This is a genomic window from Caulobacter sp. AVps16 (assembly GCF_058681455.1).
Window position 1 is genome coordinate 2,407,964 of the sequence record NZ_CM178739.1, and the last position, 13,817, is coordinate 2,421,780.

Annotated in this window: 18 protein-coding genes; 5 read left to right on the forward strand and 13 right to left on the reverse strand. The window is 66.6% G+C overall.

Annotation, left to right across the window (positions count from 1 at the left end; translation table 11 throughout):
* Positions 1-69 precede the first annotated feature (69 nt).
* The gene (locus ACW17U_RS11580) at positions 70-1,002 is read right to left on the reverse strand and encodes a M20/M25/M40 family metallo-hydrolase (protein WP_492052562.1); all 933 of its coding nucleotides are present in this window, start codon (positions 1,000-1,002) and stop codon (positions 70-72) included.
* A gap of 149 nt (positions 1,003-1,151) precedes the next feature.
* On the opposite strand from ACW17U_RS11580, the gene ACW17U_RS11585 reads away from it, so the two are divergent.
* The 4 genes from ACW17U_RS11585 (at position 1,152) to ACW17U_RS11600 (ending at position 3,118) form a co-directional block, all read left to right on the forward strand.
* Positions 1,152-1,400: a BolA/IbaG family iron-sulfur metabolism protein gene (locus ACW17U_RS11585; RefSeq protein ID WP_492052563.1), complete on the forward strand. Its 249-nt coding sequence runs from the start codon at positions 1,152-1,154 to the stop codon at positions 1,398-1,400.
* A gap of 2 nt (positions 1,401-1,402) precedes the next feature.
* Positions 1,403-2,296: an aldo-keto reductase family protein gene (locus ACW17U_RS11590; RefSeq protein ID WP_492052565.1), complete on the forward strand. Its 894-nt coding sequence runs from the start codon at positions 1,403-1,405 to the stop codon at positions 2,294-2,296.
* Positions 2,297-2,360: 64 nt separating this feature from the next.
* On the forward strand, positions 2,361-2,702 hold the full coding sequence (gene grxD / locus ACW17U_RS11595; protein ID WP_062145196.1) for a Grx4 family monothiol glutaredoxin: 342 nt from the start codon (positions 2,361-2,363) through the stop codon (positions 2,700-2,702).
* Entirely contained in the window at positions 2,699-3,118 is a 420-nt protein-coding gene (locus ACW17U_RS11600) for an acyl-CoA thioesterase (RefSeq protein WP_492052567.1), read from the forward strand. Before grxD ends, ACW17U_RS11600 begins: the two co-directional genes overlap by 4 nt.
* Before the next feature lie 12 nt (positions 3,119-3,130).
* Here the strand turns inward: ACW17U_RS11600 and ACW17U_RS11605 are convergent, their stop codons facing one another.
* From ACW17U_RS11605 to ACW17U_RS11660, 12 genes are all read right to left on the reverse strand, one after another.
* Positions 3,131-3,487 carry a hypothetical protein gene (locus ACW17U_RS11605; protein WP_492052569.1) on the reverse strand — a complete coding sequence of 119 codons (357 nt, stop codon included), beginning with the start codon at positions 3,485-3,487 and terminating at the stop codon, positions 3,131-3,133.
* 190 nt (positions 3,488-3,677) lie between these two features.
* Positions 3,678-4,607, reverse strand: coding sequence for a zinc metalloprotease HtpX (htpX, locus tag ACW17U_RS11610; protein WP_492052570.1), 930 nt, complete (start codon positions 4,605-4,607; stop codon positions 3,678-3,680).
* 10 nt (positions 4,608-4,617) lie between these two features.
* Positions 4,618-4,965 carry a TFIIB-type zinc ribbon-containing protein gene (locus tag ACW17U_RS11615; RefSeq protein ID WP_492055724.1) on the reverse strand — a complete coding sequence of 116 codons (348 nt, stop codon included), beginning with the start codon at positions 4,963-4,965 and terminating at the stop codon, positions 4,618-4,620.
* 509 nt (positions 4,966-5,474) lie between these two features.
* Entirely contained in the window at positions 5,475-6,092 is a 618-nt protein-coding gene (gene rpsD / locus ACW17U_RS11620) for a 30S ribosomal protein S4 (RefSeq protein WP_062145186.1), read from the reverse strand.
* A gap of 179 nt (positions 6,093-6,271) precedes the next feature.
* The gene (locus tag ACW17U_RS11625) at positions 6,272-6,646 is read right to left on the reverse strand and encodes a hypothetical protein (RefSeq protein ID WP_492052572.1); all 375 of its coding nucleotides are present in this window, start codon (positions 6,644-6,646) and stop codon (positions 6,272-6,274) included.
* 76 nt (positions 6,647-6,722) lie between these two features.
* Entirely contained in the window at positions 6,723-6,989 is a 267-nt protein-coding gene (locus ACW17U_RS11630; protein WP_492052574.1) for a type II toxin-antitoxin system RelE/ParE family toxin, read from the reverse strand.
* Positions 6,977-7,156 (reverse strand): antitoxin, encoded by a 180-nt coding sequence (locus ACW17U_RS11635; RefSeq protein WP_492052576.1) that lies wholly within the window; start codon positions 7,154-7,156, stop codon positions 6,977-6,979. The genes ACW17U_RS11630 and ACW17U_RS11635 overlap by 13 nt, the downstream gene beginning before the upstream one ends.
* A gap of 50 nt (positions 7,157-7,206) precedes the next feature.
* Positions 7,207-8,040 carry an S-formylglutathione hydrolase gene (gene fghA / locus ACW17U_RS11640; protein WP_492052578.1) on the reverse strand — a complete coding sequence of 278 codons (834 nt, stop codon included), beginning with the start codon at positions 8,038-8,040 and terminating at the stop codon, positions 7,207-7,209.
* Positions 8,041-8,178: 138 nt separating this feature from the next.
* Positions 8,179-9,288 (reverse strand): S-(hydroxymethyl)glutathione dehydrogenase/class III alcohol dehydrogenase, encoded by a 1,110-nt coding sequence (locus tag ACW17U_RS11645; protein ID WP_062145178.1) that lies wholly within the window; start codon positions 9,286-9,288, stop codon positions 8,179-8,181.
* A gap of 3 nt (positions 9,289-9,291) precedes the next feature.
* Positions 9,292-10,536 carry a DUF1254 domain-containing protein gene (locus ACW17U_RS11650; protein WP_492052580.1) on the reverse strand — a complete coding sequence of 415 codons (1,245 nt, stop codon included), beginning with the start codon at positions 10,534-10,536 and terminating at the stop codon, positions 9,292-9,294.
* Positions 10,537-10,539: 3 nt separating this feature from the next.
* A complete protein-coding gene (locus tag ACW17U_RS11655; protein WP_492052582.1) occupies positions 10,540-11,817 on the reverse strand; it encodes a DUF1254 domain-containing protein in 1,278 nt (425 codons plus the stop codon).
* An 84-nt stretch (positions 11,818-11,901) separates the two neighbouring features.
* On the reverse strand, positions 11,902-12,690 hold the full coding sequence (locus ACW17U_RS11660; protein WP_492052584.1) for an RNA methyltransferase: 789 nt from the start codon (positions 12,688-12,690) through the stop codon (positions 11,902-11,904).
* Between the two features lie 93 nt (positions 12,691-12,783).
* On the opposite strand from ACW17U_RS11660, the gene bla reads away from it, so the two are divergent.
* Complete coding sequence (gene bla / locus ACW17U_RS11665; RefSeq protein ID WP_492052586.1) at positions 12,784-13,800, forward strand: class A beta-lactamase; 1,017 nt, start codon at positions 12,784-12,786, stop codon at positions 13,798-13,800.
* Positions 13,801-13,817 lie beyond the last annotated feature (17 nt).

Genomic DNA, 13,817 nt, shown 5'->3' on the forward strand with positions numbered 1-13,817 from the left:
GACCTCAACTTAAGATCAGATGAGCCCCCATGCCAACTGGGGCGGCAATCGGCCGCGCCCAGCGAGGGCTCAGTGGCCGGACTGCAAGCGATCTAGGTCGCGCTCCAGGGCAAGGCTGGCCGCGACCACCGTGGCCACCGAGCGCCGGAAGAAGTCCTGCGGGATGGTCGCGAAGTCGTCGGTGCTGCGGTGGTATTCCGGGTGGTCCTCGACCCCGAAATACACCCAGGGGACGCCCTTGGCGGCAAAGACGTAATGGTCCGACTGGCTTGTCCAGTTGTTCTGCGGGCCATCGGCGTCGGTATCGTGGCCCTGCATCAGGCGAACCGGCGAAGTCGCCGCCACGGCGTCCAGAATGGGCTTCAGGGCCGGATAGGCCGAAGCGCCACTGGCATAGAGCTCGTTCTTCTTGTTCTTGCTCAGCATGTCGAAATTGATGTTCAGGCCGATCGTCGACAGCAGCACGGGCGGATTGTCGACAAAGGCCCGGGCCCCGCGCAGTCCCCCCTCTTCGGCGTCGAGCACGGCCAGAATCACATCGTGTTTGGGAGGCTGGACCTTGAAGGCCTCGGCCACCGCCAGCAGACCCGCCACGCCCGAGGCGTTGTCGTCGGCACCGTTGAACACCTCGCCGCCGCGCACGCCCAGATGGTCGTAATGGGCCGAGACGACCAGGACCTTGCCGCCTGGCGTGGACCCTGGAATCCGGGCCAGCAGATTGATGGCCTCCACCCGGGTGCCATCGCGCTTGTCGAAGCCGAACGGGTGCTCAAAACCGTCACCGACCGGCGACAGGCCGATCTCGCCGAAGCGCTTGAGGATATGGGCCCGCGCCAGGGCCGATCCCGGCGTACCCGGTGCCCGCCCCTGCATGGCGTCGTCCGACAGGATGCGGACGTCCTCCAGCGCCTTGTCACCGGGGGCTGCGAAGACCGAACCGGCGGCAGCCAAGGTCAAGGCCAGGGCAAGACCGGCGATGCGAAAAGCGGGGAAATGAATCATGGCGTCCCTATGCCCTCAGGCACCTTCCAGAGGGAGTTAAATCGACTTAACCATGGCTGTGGTCAAAAGACGCCCCATCTTTCACGCGTACGCCCGTTCTTAAGATTTCACCGGCGATACACCCTCTTCAAGGACTGGAGTTTCCTGCCGTGCCCATGTCTCCCGCCGACCTCGAAGGCCGCCTGCAGGCCGCCTTCCCCGATGCCGAGATCGTCCTGACCGATCTGGCCGGAGACGGCGATCACTACAAGGCCCGTATCGTTTCGCCGGCCTTCCGCGGGCTGAACCGGGTCAAGCAGCACCAGATGGTCAACCGGGCCCTGGCCGATGTGCTGGGTGGAACCCTGCACGCCCTGGCCCTGGAAACCGCCGCCCCGTCCTCGGACCAGGCCGGCTAGTCATGCGCTACCGTCCGTTCGGCAATTCGGGCATGACGGTTTCGGCGATCACCCTTCGCCTGTCGGACCAGTCGCGCCTGCGGGCCGGCGAGTGGCGGGACCTGATCTTCTCGGCCATCGAGAGCGGCATCAACAGTTTTCAGATCGACGGCGAGTCGCCGCCCCTGCTCCAGGGCGCGGCCGAAGCCTTCGCCTCGGTCGAACGGCGCCTGCTGTTCCTGGCCTGGCGGGTGCGCGAGGACGCCGGCCAGTTCAATGCCGCAGCGGTCGAGCAGATGATGGCCTCTGCCTTCGACGGCCTGGGTCTGGACTATCTGGACCAGGTACTGATCAACGATTCCGTGGGTCCTGACCTGTCGCCCGCCGCCATCGCGACCTTGCGCACCCTGCGCGAGGGACGCGCCATCCTTGGCCTGGGCGTCGCCACCCGTGGGGACCTGCATCCCGGCCTGCTGGACTCGGGCCTCGTGACCGCCCTGGCGTCGCCGTTCAACCTCTCGTCGGGCTGGGCGGACCGCAATCGTGTCCGTTCCGCCGTCACCCAGAACCTTGCGGTGATCGGCGAGGATTACTGGCCCCAGGCCCTGCGCGAGATCAATACCAAGCCCTTGGTCCAGAAGCCTTCTCTCTGGCGGCGCCGCAGCGATCCCCTGGCCGACGTCGGCGGCTATGACTTCCTGACCGGCACCCCAAGCTGGTGCGCCGAGGACATCTGCCTGGGCTATGCCCTGACCGAACCCTCCCTGGCCACCGTGCGCATCACCGCCGAGAGCCGGGCCGAGATCGAGCGTCTGGCCGGCGTGGTCGAGCGTGACCTGCCCAACGGCGTCTGCGCCCAGATCGAAATGGCCCGCTTTTCCGCCCAGGAACGGGCCCGCGAAGCCGCCCTGCGCTGAGCCCGGCTCTTGACCCGCCGCCCTGCGGCGCCTAGCTGAAGGGACTTGCAAGGATCTGCCCGCCATGACCGACGCCGCCGCTTCCCCCGCCCTCGACTTTATCGCCAAGACCGTGACCGACCACGCCGTGGTGCTGTTCATGAAGGGCGTCCCCGACCAGCCGCGCTGCGGCTTTTCGGCGGTCAGCGTCCAGATCCTCGACCATCTGGGCGTCGAGTTCATCGGCGTCGACGTGCTGCAGGATGATGACCTGCGTCAGGGCATCAAGACCTTCACCGACTGGCCGACCATTCCCCAGCTCTATGTGAAGGGTGAGTTCATCGGCGGCAGCGACATCGTCCGCGAGATGTTCCAGTCCGGCGAGCTGAAGACCCTCTTTGCCGAACAGGGCCTGATCGCCGCTTGAGCAGGGTCTTTCAGCCGGCCCTCAACGCCTTCTCGATGACGTTCACGCCCACGGCGGCGGATATCGACGCCAATGAACACGTCAACAACGTGGTCTATCTGGCCTGGGCCCAGGACCTGGCCATAACCCATTGGGAAGCCCGGACCACGCCCGAGGAACGGGCTGGCTGGAGCTGGGTGGCGCGCCGCCACGAGATCGACTACCGCCGCGAACTGAGGCTGGACGAGATCGCCACCGGCTATACCTGGGTCGGCGAACTGAAGGGCCCGCGCTTCGAGCGCTATGTCCGCATCGATGGTCCCGACGGCGAGATGTGTGCCCAGAGCCGGACCGACTGGGTGCTGATCGACATCGCCGCCCGCCGCCCGGCCCGGGTGCTGGACTGGATGGTCGAGCGGTTTACGGCGAAGATCTAGGTCGGGCAGCGACTACAGGCGCGGATTGGCCACCTCGAAACGCTCGCCGCGCCCCAGGCCCAGCTCTGCGTAGCTGAAGGCAAGATCGACCGCTCCCACATCGCCAAACCGGCAGGTCTCCAGCCTCCGTCGCGCGAAGGCCAGCACGGCCCTGCCCTCTGACCGATCAACACGAAACACAATATCCGCCTTCAGCGTACAGCCCCTGGAAGCCAACCGCAGGTTCAGTCCCTCGCGTCCGGCCGTCACCCCGACGGGCTCCAGTTCCGGCCAGACCCCATCGGACACGATCAGACTCGGCCGCGTGGCGCAGCCAGCCACGATCAGAGCCAGGCCTGAAACCAGCAGAGAGCGACGGGAGGGCGGCATAGACGGCGGTACGAACCCCGGGGGACTGTCCCCGCGATCCTTGGGGAGAGACACATGATGCGCAACGGCATTCTTGGCCTCGCGGCGGTTCTGGCGCGCTCGGCCCCCGCCTTGGCCGCGCCAAGCCCCAGGAGCGAGGTGGGTTGCCCTGGGGTTGGGAATACAATCCGGTGCTGCCGATGGAGGCGAACTAGCTCCAGGGCCCTGTCCGGCGCGGCGTGCTGACGGGCACGGCGGTGCCTGCGCGCCGGATCCGCCCACCCTGCTCAACACCCAGGGCCAGAAGGGCCTCAACGCGGTTATGGGTCGCCGGATGGGTCGAGAACAGGTTGTCGGCCCCGCTGCCGTTCAGCGGATTGATGATGAACATGTGGGCCGTGGCCGGATTGCGCTCGGCCTCGTGGTTCACCGCCCCGCCGCGGGCATAGGCCTCGATCTTCTGCAGGGCGCGCGCCAGGGCGGCGGGGTCGCCACCGATCTGGGCCCCCACGCGATCGGCCTCGTATTCGCGCGAACGGCTGATGGCCATCTGCACCAGCATGGCCGCAATGGGAGCCAGAATGGCGATGGCGATGGCCCCGATCACCCCGCCAGGCCGGTCACCCTCGCGCGAACCGCCGAAGAACAGACCGAAATTGGCCAGGGCCGAGATGGCACCGGCAATGGTGGCCGTCACCGTCATGGTCAGGGTGTCGCGGTTCTTCACATGGGCCAGCTCATGGGCCATGACCGCGGCGATCTCGTCGCGGTCCAGCAGGGCCAGGAGACCCGTGGTGGCGGCCACGGCGGCGTGCTCGGGGTCGCGCCCTGTGGCGAAGGCGTTGGGCTGGCTGTTCTCCATCACGCAGATGCGCGGCAGGGGCAGGCCGGCCTTGTGGGACATGGCCTTCACATCGACCACATAGTCGCGGATGCGGCGGTCGGGATGGGTTTCGTCCACCTCGACCGCGCCATAGGTCTTCAGGACGATCTTGTCGGCGTTCCAGTAGGAGAACGCATTCAGGCCAAGCGCGAAGACCAGGGCGATCAGCATGCCCGTAGGGCCGCCCAGAAGAAAGCCTGCCGCCATGAACAGGGCGGTCAGGCCGGCCAGCAGCACATAGGTCTTGAAGTGGTTCATTCGTCTCGGGTCAGTCGAAGATATCGAAGAGATCAAAGCCCTTCTTCTTCTTGTAGTGGCCATGCTGCCCATAGCGATGACGGTCATCGTCATCCTTGTAGCGGCGAGGCTCTTCATAACGCGGCGCAGGCGCATAGTGCTGCGGCTGCTGCGGCGGAGCCTGATACGAAGGTGCCTGACGCGGCGGCAGCGGCGCTGCCTGACCGGCGGCGTCTTCGCGCTCCATGGCCATCAGCTTTTCCAGTTCACCACGGTCCAGCCACACACCCCGGCACTTGGGGCACATGTCAAACTCGACGCCGGCCCGGTTCACCGCCTGCATCGAACCATCGCAGTTGGGGCACATCAGAAGCGGCATGAGCATTCCCTTTCCAAACGGGGGGTGTTCTCAACGCTGGATCCGGACCGAGGGGGGGGAGGGACAACCGGACCCAGACATCGAGAACACCCGATGCGGTCCGACATCACGAATGCTTGCATTCACTCGTCAGAGGGGCCCGGCCCGCTTTAGACATCTATGCAGCCCCAAGTCCGGTTCAAGGGGGGCACCTTAAAAAAGATCCTCCCCTTTCGGGGGAAGTGGCACCGAGCCCCCCAAGGGCAGGGCAATCGCATATGACAAAACACGGCTGTCATCCCGGACGAGCGCGCAGCGCGAAGATCCGGGACCGACGCCTGAGCGCCGCGTTCCAGGTCGGTCCCGGATCTTCGCCCGGCTTCGCCGAGCTTGTCCGGGATGACAGATTTTGGCGCTTAATCCCTATACGATAGCCCTATCCCAAAGGGGGATTTGCCAGAGTGCCAAACGAAAAAGGCCCCGGATCGCTCCGGGGCCTTTCCGATAGGTCTTCGAGGTCGAAGGGCTTCTTACGAAGCGTAGAATTCGACGACGAGGTTCGGTTCCATCTTCACCGGATACGGCACTTCCGACAGTTCCGGAGCGCGGACGAAAGTGGCCGACAGGCCCTTGACGTCGACGGTGACATATTCAGCGAAGTCGCGTTCGGCCGAGGCGACGGCTTCCAGCACCAGGGCCATGTTGCGCGAACGCTCGCGGACGGCGATCACGTCGCCGGCCTTGCAGCGGTAGGAGGCGATGTTGACGCGCTTGCCGTTCACGGTCACGTGGCCGTGGTTCACGAACTGGCGGGCGGCGAACACGGTCGGCACGAACTTGGCGCGATAGACGATGGCGTCCAGGCGCGACTCGAGCAGCGAGATGAGGTTTTCCGAGGTGTTGCCCTTGCGGCGGGCGGCTTCCTCGTAGGTGCGCGAGAATTGCTTCTCGGTCAGGTTGCCGTAGTAGCCCTTCAGCTTTTGCTTGGCGCGCAGCTGCAGACCGAAGTCGGAAACCTTCTGCTTGCGGCGCTGGCCGTGCTGGCCGGGGCCGTAGGACCGCTGGTTGACCGGCGACTTGGGCCGGCCCCAGAGGTTTTCGCCCATACGGCGGTCGATCTTGTACTTGGCGCTATGGCGCTTGGACATCTTGGTCTCTTCAGTTCGATCCGGGCCGGCGCCTCAATTAGTAGAGGCGCGATCTCAACGGCGGCGTCGCATCAGTCCGTCATATGTTTCCGCGCCACACGGCGAGCCGGCGGCGGGAAGGCGCGGTTTATGACGGAGGGGCGGCGGGGAGTCAACTCGCGCCGCCCCTCCAAATCGCCCTAGGGCCGCACGAGCGGATTGCGCACACGCACCTTGGCACCGCGCTCCACGCCATAGGCATCCAGCGGGAAGCGCAGGTCGACGCCCTCGGCGATCAGGGCGCGGCACAGGTCCGGCCGCTTGCGGGTGAAGGCGAAGCTGGCGGTGCCGTCGCGGCGGCTGCTCTCGACGGCAAAATCGGCGGCATTGGTACAGCCGTTGGACGACACCCGGATCACCAGGTCGCCCTTGTCGATGGTCGCGCCCTGGATCGGCTCGAGATCGGTCTTGCTGATATTGACCGAGGTGTCGGGGTGATCATCAGCGTCGATGATCACACAGGCCGAGGTGGTGAAGGCCAGCGCGATGACGGCGGCAAGCGAAGCGAATTTCATTGGGGGTCCCCTCCGGTACAAACTTGACCGTGAGAAGAGCGCCCGCCGCCTGAACCCAGGATGAATTACCGAATGTTCACAACTGGGCGGCGTGCCGGATACGGATGATGTTCACCCGATCGCCCGTGATCTGATAGCGGATAATGTAGGGCGAAATGACCACCAGCTCCCGTATGGTCGCTGTGACCAGACGACCCCGATCAGGGTGGTTCACAAGACTGTCCCCGGCCACCCGAAGCCTGCTAGCCATACGCTGCGCGGCGAGAGGGCTGAACTGGCCGATATAGGCCCGGATCGCGAAAAGGTCGGAAAGCGCCCGGCGAGACCAGACTACTTCAGCCAAGACACTGGCATGGGATTTTCGTCTGACGCCCCCCAGGTCTCAAGCCAGGCCGAGACCTCGGCATGGGGTACGACCCGGCCTGCAGCGATGTCCGCCAAACCTTCGGCGTCAGCGGCATCTTCGGACGCGGTATCCATTTCATCGAAGATGGAAGGCTCGGGAACCATGATGCCAGGCTACCACAATCCACGTCAGTGACAACGGACGCCGGAAAAAACTACAATCTTTGCGCGTGCCAGGCCAGATGCTCGCCAATGAACGACGTGATGAAGAAGTAGCTGTGGTCGTAGCCTTCCTGGCGTCGCACCGTGATCTTGCGGCCGGCCTTTGTAGCGGCGGCTTCGATCAATTCGGGCTTCAACTGGTTTTCCAGGAAACTGTCGGCCAGGCCCTGGTCGATCAGGATGTCGTCGAAGCTTGCTCCTGCACCGTCCGCGATCAGGGCGCAGGCGTCGTGAGCCCGCCAGGCGGCGCGATCCTCGCCCAGATAGGCGGTCATCGCCTTGTCGCCCCACGGACAGTTCAGCGGCGAGACGATCGGCGAGAAGGCGCTGACTGACTGGAACAGGTCAGGATTGCGCAGGGCGAGGGTAAGAGCCCCGTGGCCGCCCATGGAGTGACCGAAGATCCCCCGCCGGCCTGCGTCCAGCGGAAAGGCACCGTCGACGGCCTGCAGCAGGTCCTTGGTGACATAGGAGTACATCTGGAAGTGCGGTGCCCAGGGCGCCTGCGTGGCGTCGACATAAAAGCCCGCCCCCTGCCCCAGGTCATAGGCCGGATCATCGGCCACGCCCTCACCACGCGGCGAGGTGTCGGGCGCAACGATGGCGATCCCGAACCGGGCGGCGTGTTCATAGACGCCCGACTTGGTGGTGAAATTGTCTTCCGTGCAGGTCAGGCCCGACAGCCAGACGAGATAGGGAAACGGCCCCTCCCCGTCTGGAACCCACACCGTGAACTTCATCGGCGTGTCCGTGCTGGCGCTGGCGTGCTTGCAGTAGCGCAGGGTGCCGTCGTGCAGGCGGTGGGTGGCGGTGATTTCGACGGTCATGGAAACTCCTGCGAACTTGCCCCCTCCGCGCTTCGCGCTCCTCCCCCGGAGGGGGAAGATGAGGTCGGCGGACTTCATCTGCCCCCTACGGGGGCGGACGACCGCGAAGCGGTCAGGTGGGGGCGAGTCGCTCGCGCCCTAGAACGTCACCACCGTCCGGATGCTCTCGCCGGCGTGCATCAGATCGAACGCCTCGTTGATGCGCTCCAGCGGCAGGACGTGGGTGATCATCGGGTCGATCTGGATCTTGCCGTCCATGTACCAGTCGACGATCTTGGGCGTGTCGGTGCGACCGCGCGCGCCGCCGAAGGCGGTGCCCTTCCAGACCCGGCCGGTGACCAGCTGGAACGGACGGGTGGCGATCTCCTTGCCGGCTTCCGCCACGCCGATGATGATGCTTTCGCCCCAGCCGCGATGGCAGGCTTCCAGAGCCTGGCGCATGACCGTGGTATTGCCGGTGGCGTCGAAGGTGTAGTCGGCCCCGCCGTCGGTCAGGGCCACCAGATGGGCAACGATATCCCCGTCGATGGCCTTCGGATTGACGAAGTGGGTCATGCCGAACTGCCGGCCCCAGGCCTCGCGGTCGGGATTGATGTCGACGCCAATGATCATGTTGGCGCCGACCAGCTTCAGCCCCTGGATGACGTTGAGGCCGATGCCGCCCAGGCCGAACACCACGGCATTGGCACCCGGCTCGACCTTGGCCGTATTGACCACCGCCCCGACGCCCGTCGTCACGCCGCAGCCGCAATAGCAGGCGGTCTTGAACGGCGCGTCCTTGCGGATCCGGGCCACGGCGATCTCGGGCAACACCGTGTAGTTCGAGAAGGTCGAGCAGCCCATATAATGGTGGATGGTCTGGCCCTTGTAGGAGAAGCGGCTCGTCCCATCGGGCATCAGGCCCTTGCCCTGCGTCGCGCGAATGGCCGTGCAGAGATTGGTCTTGCCGCTCAGGCAGCTTTTGCACTGGCGACATTCGGGCGTGTAGAGCGGGATCACGTGGTCGCCGACCGCCAGGCTGGTGACGCCGGGGCCGACCTCGACCACTACGCCCGCGCCTTCATGGCCCAGGATCGAGGGGAACAGGCCCTCGCTGTCCAGACCGTCCAGCGTATAGGCGTCGGTGTGGCAGACACCCGTGGCCTTGATTTCGATCAGCACCTCGCCGGCGCGGGGACCTTCCAGGTCGACCTCGACGATCTCGAGCGGTTGCTTGGCGGCGAAGGCTACGGCGGCGCGGGTCTTCACGACTCAGATCTCCTCGACGGGGGGCAGACGGTAGCCACCGTCTAGCAAGTGTGGCTGCGGCAGGTAAGCACGCATGAACAGGGCAAAGGGTCCGGCCGGGGCCGGCAGCCAGTTGCTGACCCGCCCGGCATCGGGCTCCGCATGGCCGATCCACAGGTCCAGCGAGCCGTCGGCATTCCAGACCAGACCCGGCGTGCGGTCGCCGATCGCATAACGGTTCAGCGGGTTTTCCGTGAAGAAGAACTGCTTGTCCGGCGTCGCCTCATAGAGGCTGAGCGACCAGAAGGAGTCGACCGGGATCGGCCGGTCGGCGGGGATGTGCAGGCGCCAGTTGCGGGTGCCGTCGAACAGGCCCTGACCGTTGTGGCCGGCCCGCAGATAGGTGGCCTCGACCAGGGGCAGGGCCGCCAGCCCGCCCAGGGCGACGGCGGCGCGCAGCATATAGTCCTGGCCAAAATCGCCCAGCTTGGCGCGCGGATAGGCCCAGCCCTCGATGAAACCTTCGCCGGACAGGCCACCACCGGAACGGGCGGCCCGGCGGCCGTCTTCCAGCCCTGAAGCAATCGCCTCGCCCTCTTCGGTCGTGAAGGCCGCGGGATCAAACCGCCCGCCCCCCAGACCCAAAGGCGCAATCCGCCGCAACAGGGCCAGGTCGCTGGCCGGTGGCGGGTTCTGGTGCATCAGCCGGTCAGCACTGGCGAAATAGGCCGGCCAGGGATCGCTGCGGCGGGCATAGGCGGCGACCGGCGGCGCGGCCGGTCCCTGGGCGGTGAAACCCGCCTGTACAAGGCGCGCGGCCTCCAGATCCTCAGGCCCCGTCACCAGGATGCGGGCCAGGGCCCAGACATGCCGGCTTGGCGCGCGGATCACGCCCGGCCCGACGCGGGCGGCCTCGTCAGGTCCCACCAGGGTGAAGGTCCCGCCATCAGGGCCTGTCGTCCGCGTGCCCAGCACCGCAAAGCTGTTGGACCAGGCATCCATCAGCTGCAGCGACACATAGCGCGCGCCCGAGGCCGGCACGGTCAGGGTCAGGGGACCTTCCGACAGGTCCAGCTGGGCCGTGGCGTAAAGGGTATCGTTATTGGGCGTCGTCACGGCCCGGGACCGGTGGTCGGCCAGGTTACGCATCGAGGCGAAGGCATTCATCGGCGACCCGACCGCCAGGCCGCGCGCCCGGACGGCGGCGATCTCGATCAGCGGCAGGGTGTAGAGAAACGCCTCGGCGGCGGCAGCGCGCAGATCGCTCATCGTCTAGACCTTTACGATCGGGTCGAAGCGGAACCGGCCCTCCAGCAGGTCGGCCCGTGGCAGATAGGTGCGCAGGGTCATCGAGAACGGCCCGGCCTTGGGGGCCGGCAACCAGTTGGCGCTGCGCTCGCCGCCGGGATCGCTGCGGCTGATCCAGAGGTCCAGTGTCCCATCGGCATTGCGCTTCAGACCCGGCGTGCGGTCGCCGATGGCGTAGCGGTCGATCGGATTGTCCGTGAAGAAGTACTGGCCGTCCGCCGTCGCCTCATACATCGACAGCGACCAGAAACCGTCCAGCGGCAGCTGGGCCGGCAGGGTCAGACGGTAGAGGCCGTCGCCGTTGAACAGGCCGCTGTTATTGTCGCCGGCCGCCTTCATGTACATGGCTTCAGCCACCGGCAGGGCTCCCAGACCCTGCAGGGCGACAATGGCGCGATAGCCATAGTCGACGCCGTGATAGCCGAGATTGGGCTTGGGATAGGACCAGCCATTGACGAACGCGACCCGTCCCGAGGCCAGTTTGGCAACGGCCCGGGCCTGGGCGACCCCGGCCGCCAGGGCTGCGGCGTCGAACAGGCCATCGGTCAGCAGGCCCGCCGACCGCTGGATGAAGGCCGCGTCTTCTGGGCGCGGCGGATCGGCAGCCAGCAAGGCCCGGGCCGTCGCGAAATAGGCTGCGGGGTCGGCATCGCGCTCAAGATAGGCCGGGGGCCGCTCCGCCTTCGGACCGCTGACCTTGAAGCCGCTCTGGACCTTGCGAGCCGCCGCCAGGTCATCTGGACCGTCGACCAGGGTGCGGATCAGGATCCAGGCATGGGGAGTCAGAACCCTGACGACCCTGTCGCCCGTCACCGTCTGGCCGGGCCCCACCACCGTGAAGTCGCCCCCTGCACCGCCATTGACCCGCGTGCCCAGCACCACGTCATTGTCGGTGAACATGTTGAGGATCGCGGCCGAGACATAGCGCTGGCCGCTGGCCGGGATCGTCAGGGTCACCGGCCCCTGGGTCAGGTCGATCCAGGCCAGGGAATAGAGGGTGTCATTATTGGGCGTCGTGACGCTGCGATCGGTGTGATCGGAAAGCTTGCGACGGTGATAGATCCGGTTGGGACGCGCCCCGCGCTTGAACACCCGGGCCCGGGTCGTGGCCATCTCGATCCACGGCAGGGCAAACAGCCAGGCATCGCGCGCCAGGGTCGCCGCATCCGCGCCCTGGGCGCGCGCGAGACCTGGCACCAGACCAAGAGCAGCGGCCACGGCCAGCAGTTCCCGACGGTTCATATCGCCCCCCCAACATCTGTTTGAAAGCAGGTTAGCGCGGCCGGGTTCTCTCTGTCTCGGAGTTTTGTCAGCCAGAAGGCGGGCCTAGGCTTTCGGCTCATCCTTCACGCCCTTGGCCGCCAGCTTGGCCAGAACCCGGCCGCGCCCGCGCGACAGGGCGGTGACCACGCCGCGGAAGGTGCGCACCTCCTGCTCAGTCAGCCGGGCGCGGGCCAGAGGGGCCCGAAGGTTCCGGACCATCGACGGCTTCTTCTCCGGCGGATGGTAGAAACCGGCCTTTTCCAACTCGTCTTCCAGCTGGCCATAGAGGCCGAGCAGGCTGGACTGATCGGCCGGGTCCTCGACATTCTGCTCGAACTTCACCCAGGGCCGGTCATCGACCGTCATCTTCCACTCATAGGCCGTGATCGACACGGCCTGGGCCAGGTTCAGGGAGCGGAAGCGCGCGTCGATCGGGATGCTGACAATACCCTGGCACAGGGCGATGTCGTCGGTCTCCAGCCCGGCCCGTTCTCCGCCGAACAATAGCCCCACCGCCCGGCCGAGGGCCACATCCGCCGAAAGTTGGGCTGCGGCTTCGCGCGGGGTCAGGACCGGCAGGCGAGTCTCGCGTGGCCGGGCTGTGGTGGCGAAGACCAGTTTCAGATCGGCGATCGCCGCTTCCAGAGTGTCGAACACCTTGGCGTTGTCCAGCGGCCAGTCGGCACCGGAGGCGGAGGGCCAGGCGCGCTCCTGGGGCCAGCCGTCGCGCGGCCGCACCAGCCGCAGGTCGGACAGGCCGAAATTGGCCATGACACGGGCGACCGCGCCGATGTTCTCGGCCAGTTGGGGTTCGTTGAGGATCACGCAGGGCGGAACGGAGGACAGGCTCATGACGTCCCTTTGCCGTCGCTGGACGTTCCGATGCAAGTCCCCTCCCTGCGGGACCCGCGTTTACGGCCGCGTTCGACCGTGGGAAACACGTCCATGCATCGTCGCGTCTTTCTGCTGTCTGCCGCTGCCGTGACCTCGGGCTGTACCGAGAATGCCCCCATGCTGGGCCAGCTCGAGCCCGTGTTCGACGCCAAGGTCCTGACCCAAAGCCTGCAGGCCGTGGCCGATCGCGCGGCTCCCGGCCAGTTGGGGGTGGCCGTCTGCGACATCCAGACCGGCCAGATCGTGACCTTCAACGGCGACCGGCGGTTTCCCCTGCAAAGCGTGTTCAAGGCTCCGCTGGGCGCGGCGGTCCTGGCGGGGGTCGACCGGGGCGAGATCCGCCTGGACGAGGTGATCACGATCCGGGACATCGACCTGTCGCCCCCCTTCAGCCCGATCGCCGAGGCCTGGCCCGGACGCACTCACTACAGCCTCGCTGAGCTGCTGGAAGCGGCCAGCGGGGCCAGCGACAACACCGCCGCCGACGTGCTGCTGAACCGGATCGGTGGACCGGGGGCCCTGACCGCCTGGCTGACCCAGAAGGCCATTCCCGACTTCCGGATTGATCGCTATGAGCGACAACTCCAGCCCGATATTGCCGGCATGGCCTCGTTCCGCGCCGCCTGGCGGGGCCAGGCCTTCAAGCCGGTGATGCTGGCCGTCCCGGAGGCCACCCGTCGCCGGGCCATGGCCGACTATCTGACCGATCCGCGTGACACGGCCACGCCCCTGGCGGCGGTGCGCTTCCTGGCGGCGCTGCAGGCCGGGCACCTGATCTCCAGGGCCTCGACCGAGCGGTTACTGGCCATCATGACCGCGACGAGAACCGGTCAGGGCCGGCTGAAAGCCGCCCTGCCGGAGGGGGCCAGCCTGGCCCACAAGACCGGCGGCGCCCGCACCGACCTGGGCCTGACCCCGGCCAGCAACGATATCGGCCTCTACCGCCTCAAGGACGGCCGCCAGTTTGCCGTGGCGGTGTTCCTGAACGGCTCGACGGCCCCGGAAGACGCCCGCGACGCCGCAATTGCCGAGGTGGGGCGTACGGTCCTGAAGGCGGCCGGGGCCTGAGTTTCGGGGGCTGCCCC

Coding starts and splice junctions, on each gene's coding strand:
- ACW17U_RS11580 (WP_492052562.1), bottom strand. CDS start 1,002: ATGATTCATTTCCCCGCTTTTCGCATCGCCGGTCTTGCCCTGGCCTTG.
- ACW17U_RS11590 (WP_492052565.1), top strand. CDS start 1,403: ATGCGCTACCGTCCGTTCGGCAATTCGGGCATGACGGTTTCGGCGATC.
- grxD (WP_062145196.1), top strand. CDS start 2,361: ATGACCGACGCCGCCGCTTCCCCCGCCCTCGACTTTATCGCCAAGACC.
- ACW17U_RS11605 (WP_492052569.1), bottom strand. CDS start 3,487: ATGCCGCCCTCCCGTCGCTCTCTGCTGGTTTCAGGCCTGGCTCTGATC.
- htpX (WP_492052570.1), bottom strand. CDS start 4,607: ATGAACCACTTCAAGACCTATGTGCTGCTGGCCGGCCTGACCGCCCTG.
- ACW17U_RS11615 (WP_492055724.1), bottom strand. CDS start 4,965: ATGCCGCTTCTGATGTGCCCCAACTGCGATGGTTCGATGCAGGCGGTG.
- rpsD (WP_062145186.1), bottom strand. CDS start 6,092: ATGTCCAAGCGCCATAGCGCCAAGTACAAGATCGACCGCCGTATGGGC.
- ACW17U_RS11625 (WP_492052572.1), bottom strand. CDS start 6,646: ATGAAATTCGCTTCGCTTGCCGCCGTCATCGCGCTGGCCTTCACCACC.
- ACW17U_RS11635 (WP_492052576.1), bottom strand. CDS start 7,156: ATGGTTCCCGAGCCTTCCATCTTCGATGAAATGGATACCGCGTCCGAA.
- fghA (WP_492052578.1), bottom strand. CDS start 8,040: ATGACCGTCGAAATCACCGCCACCCACCGCCTGCACGACGGCACCCTG.
- ACW17U_RS11650 (WP_492052580.1), bottom strand. CDS start 10,536: ATGAGCGATCTGCGCGCTGCCGCCGCCGAGGCGTTTCTCTACACCCTG.
- ACW17U_RS11655 (WP_492052582.1), bottom strand. CDS start 11,817: ATGAACCGTCGGGAACTGCTGGCCGTGGCCGCTGCTCTTGGTCTGGTG.
- ACW17U_RS11660 (WP_492052584.1), bottom strand. CDS start 12,690: ATGAGCCTGTCCTCCGTTCCGCCCTGCGTGATCCTCAACGAACCCCAA.
- bla (WP_492052586.1), top strand. CDS start 12,784: ATGCATCGTCGCGTCTTTCTGCTGTCTGCCGCTGCCGTGACCTCGGGC.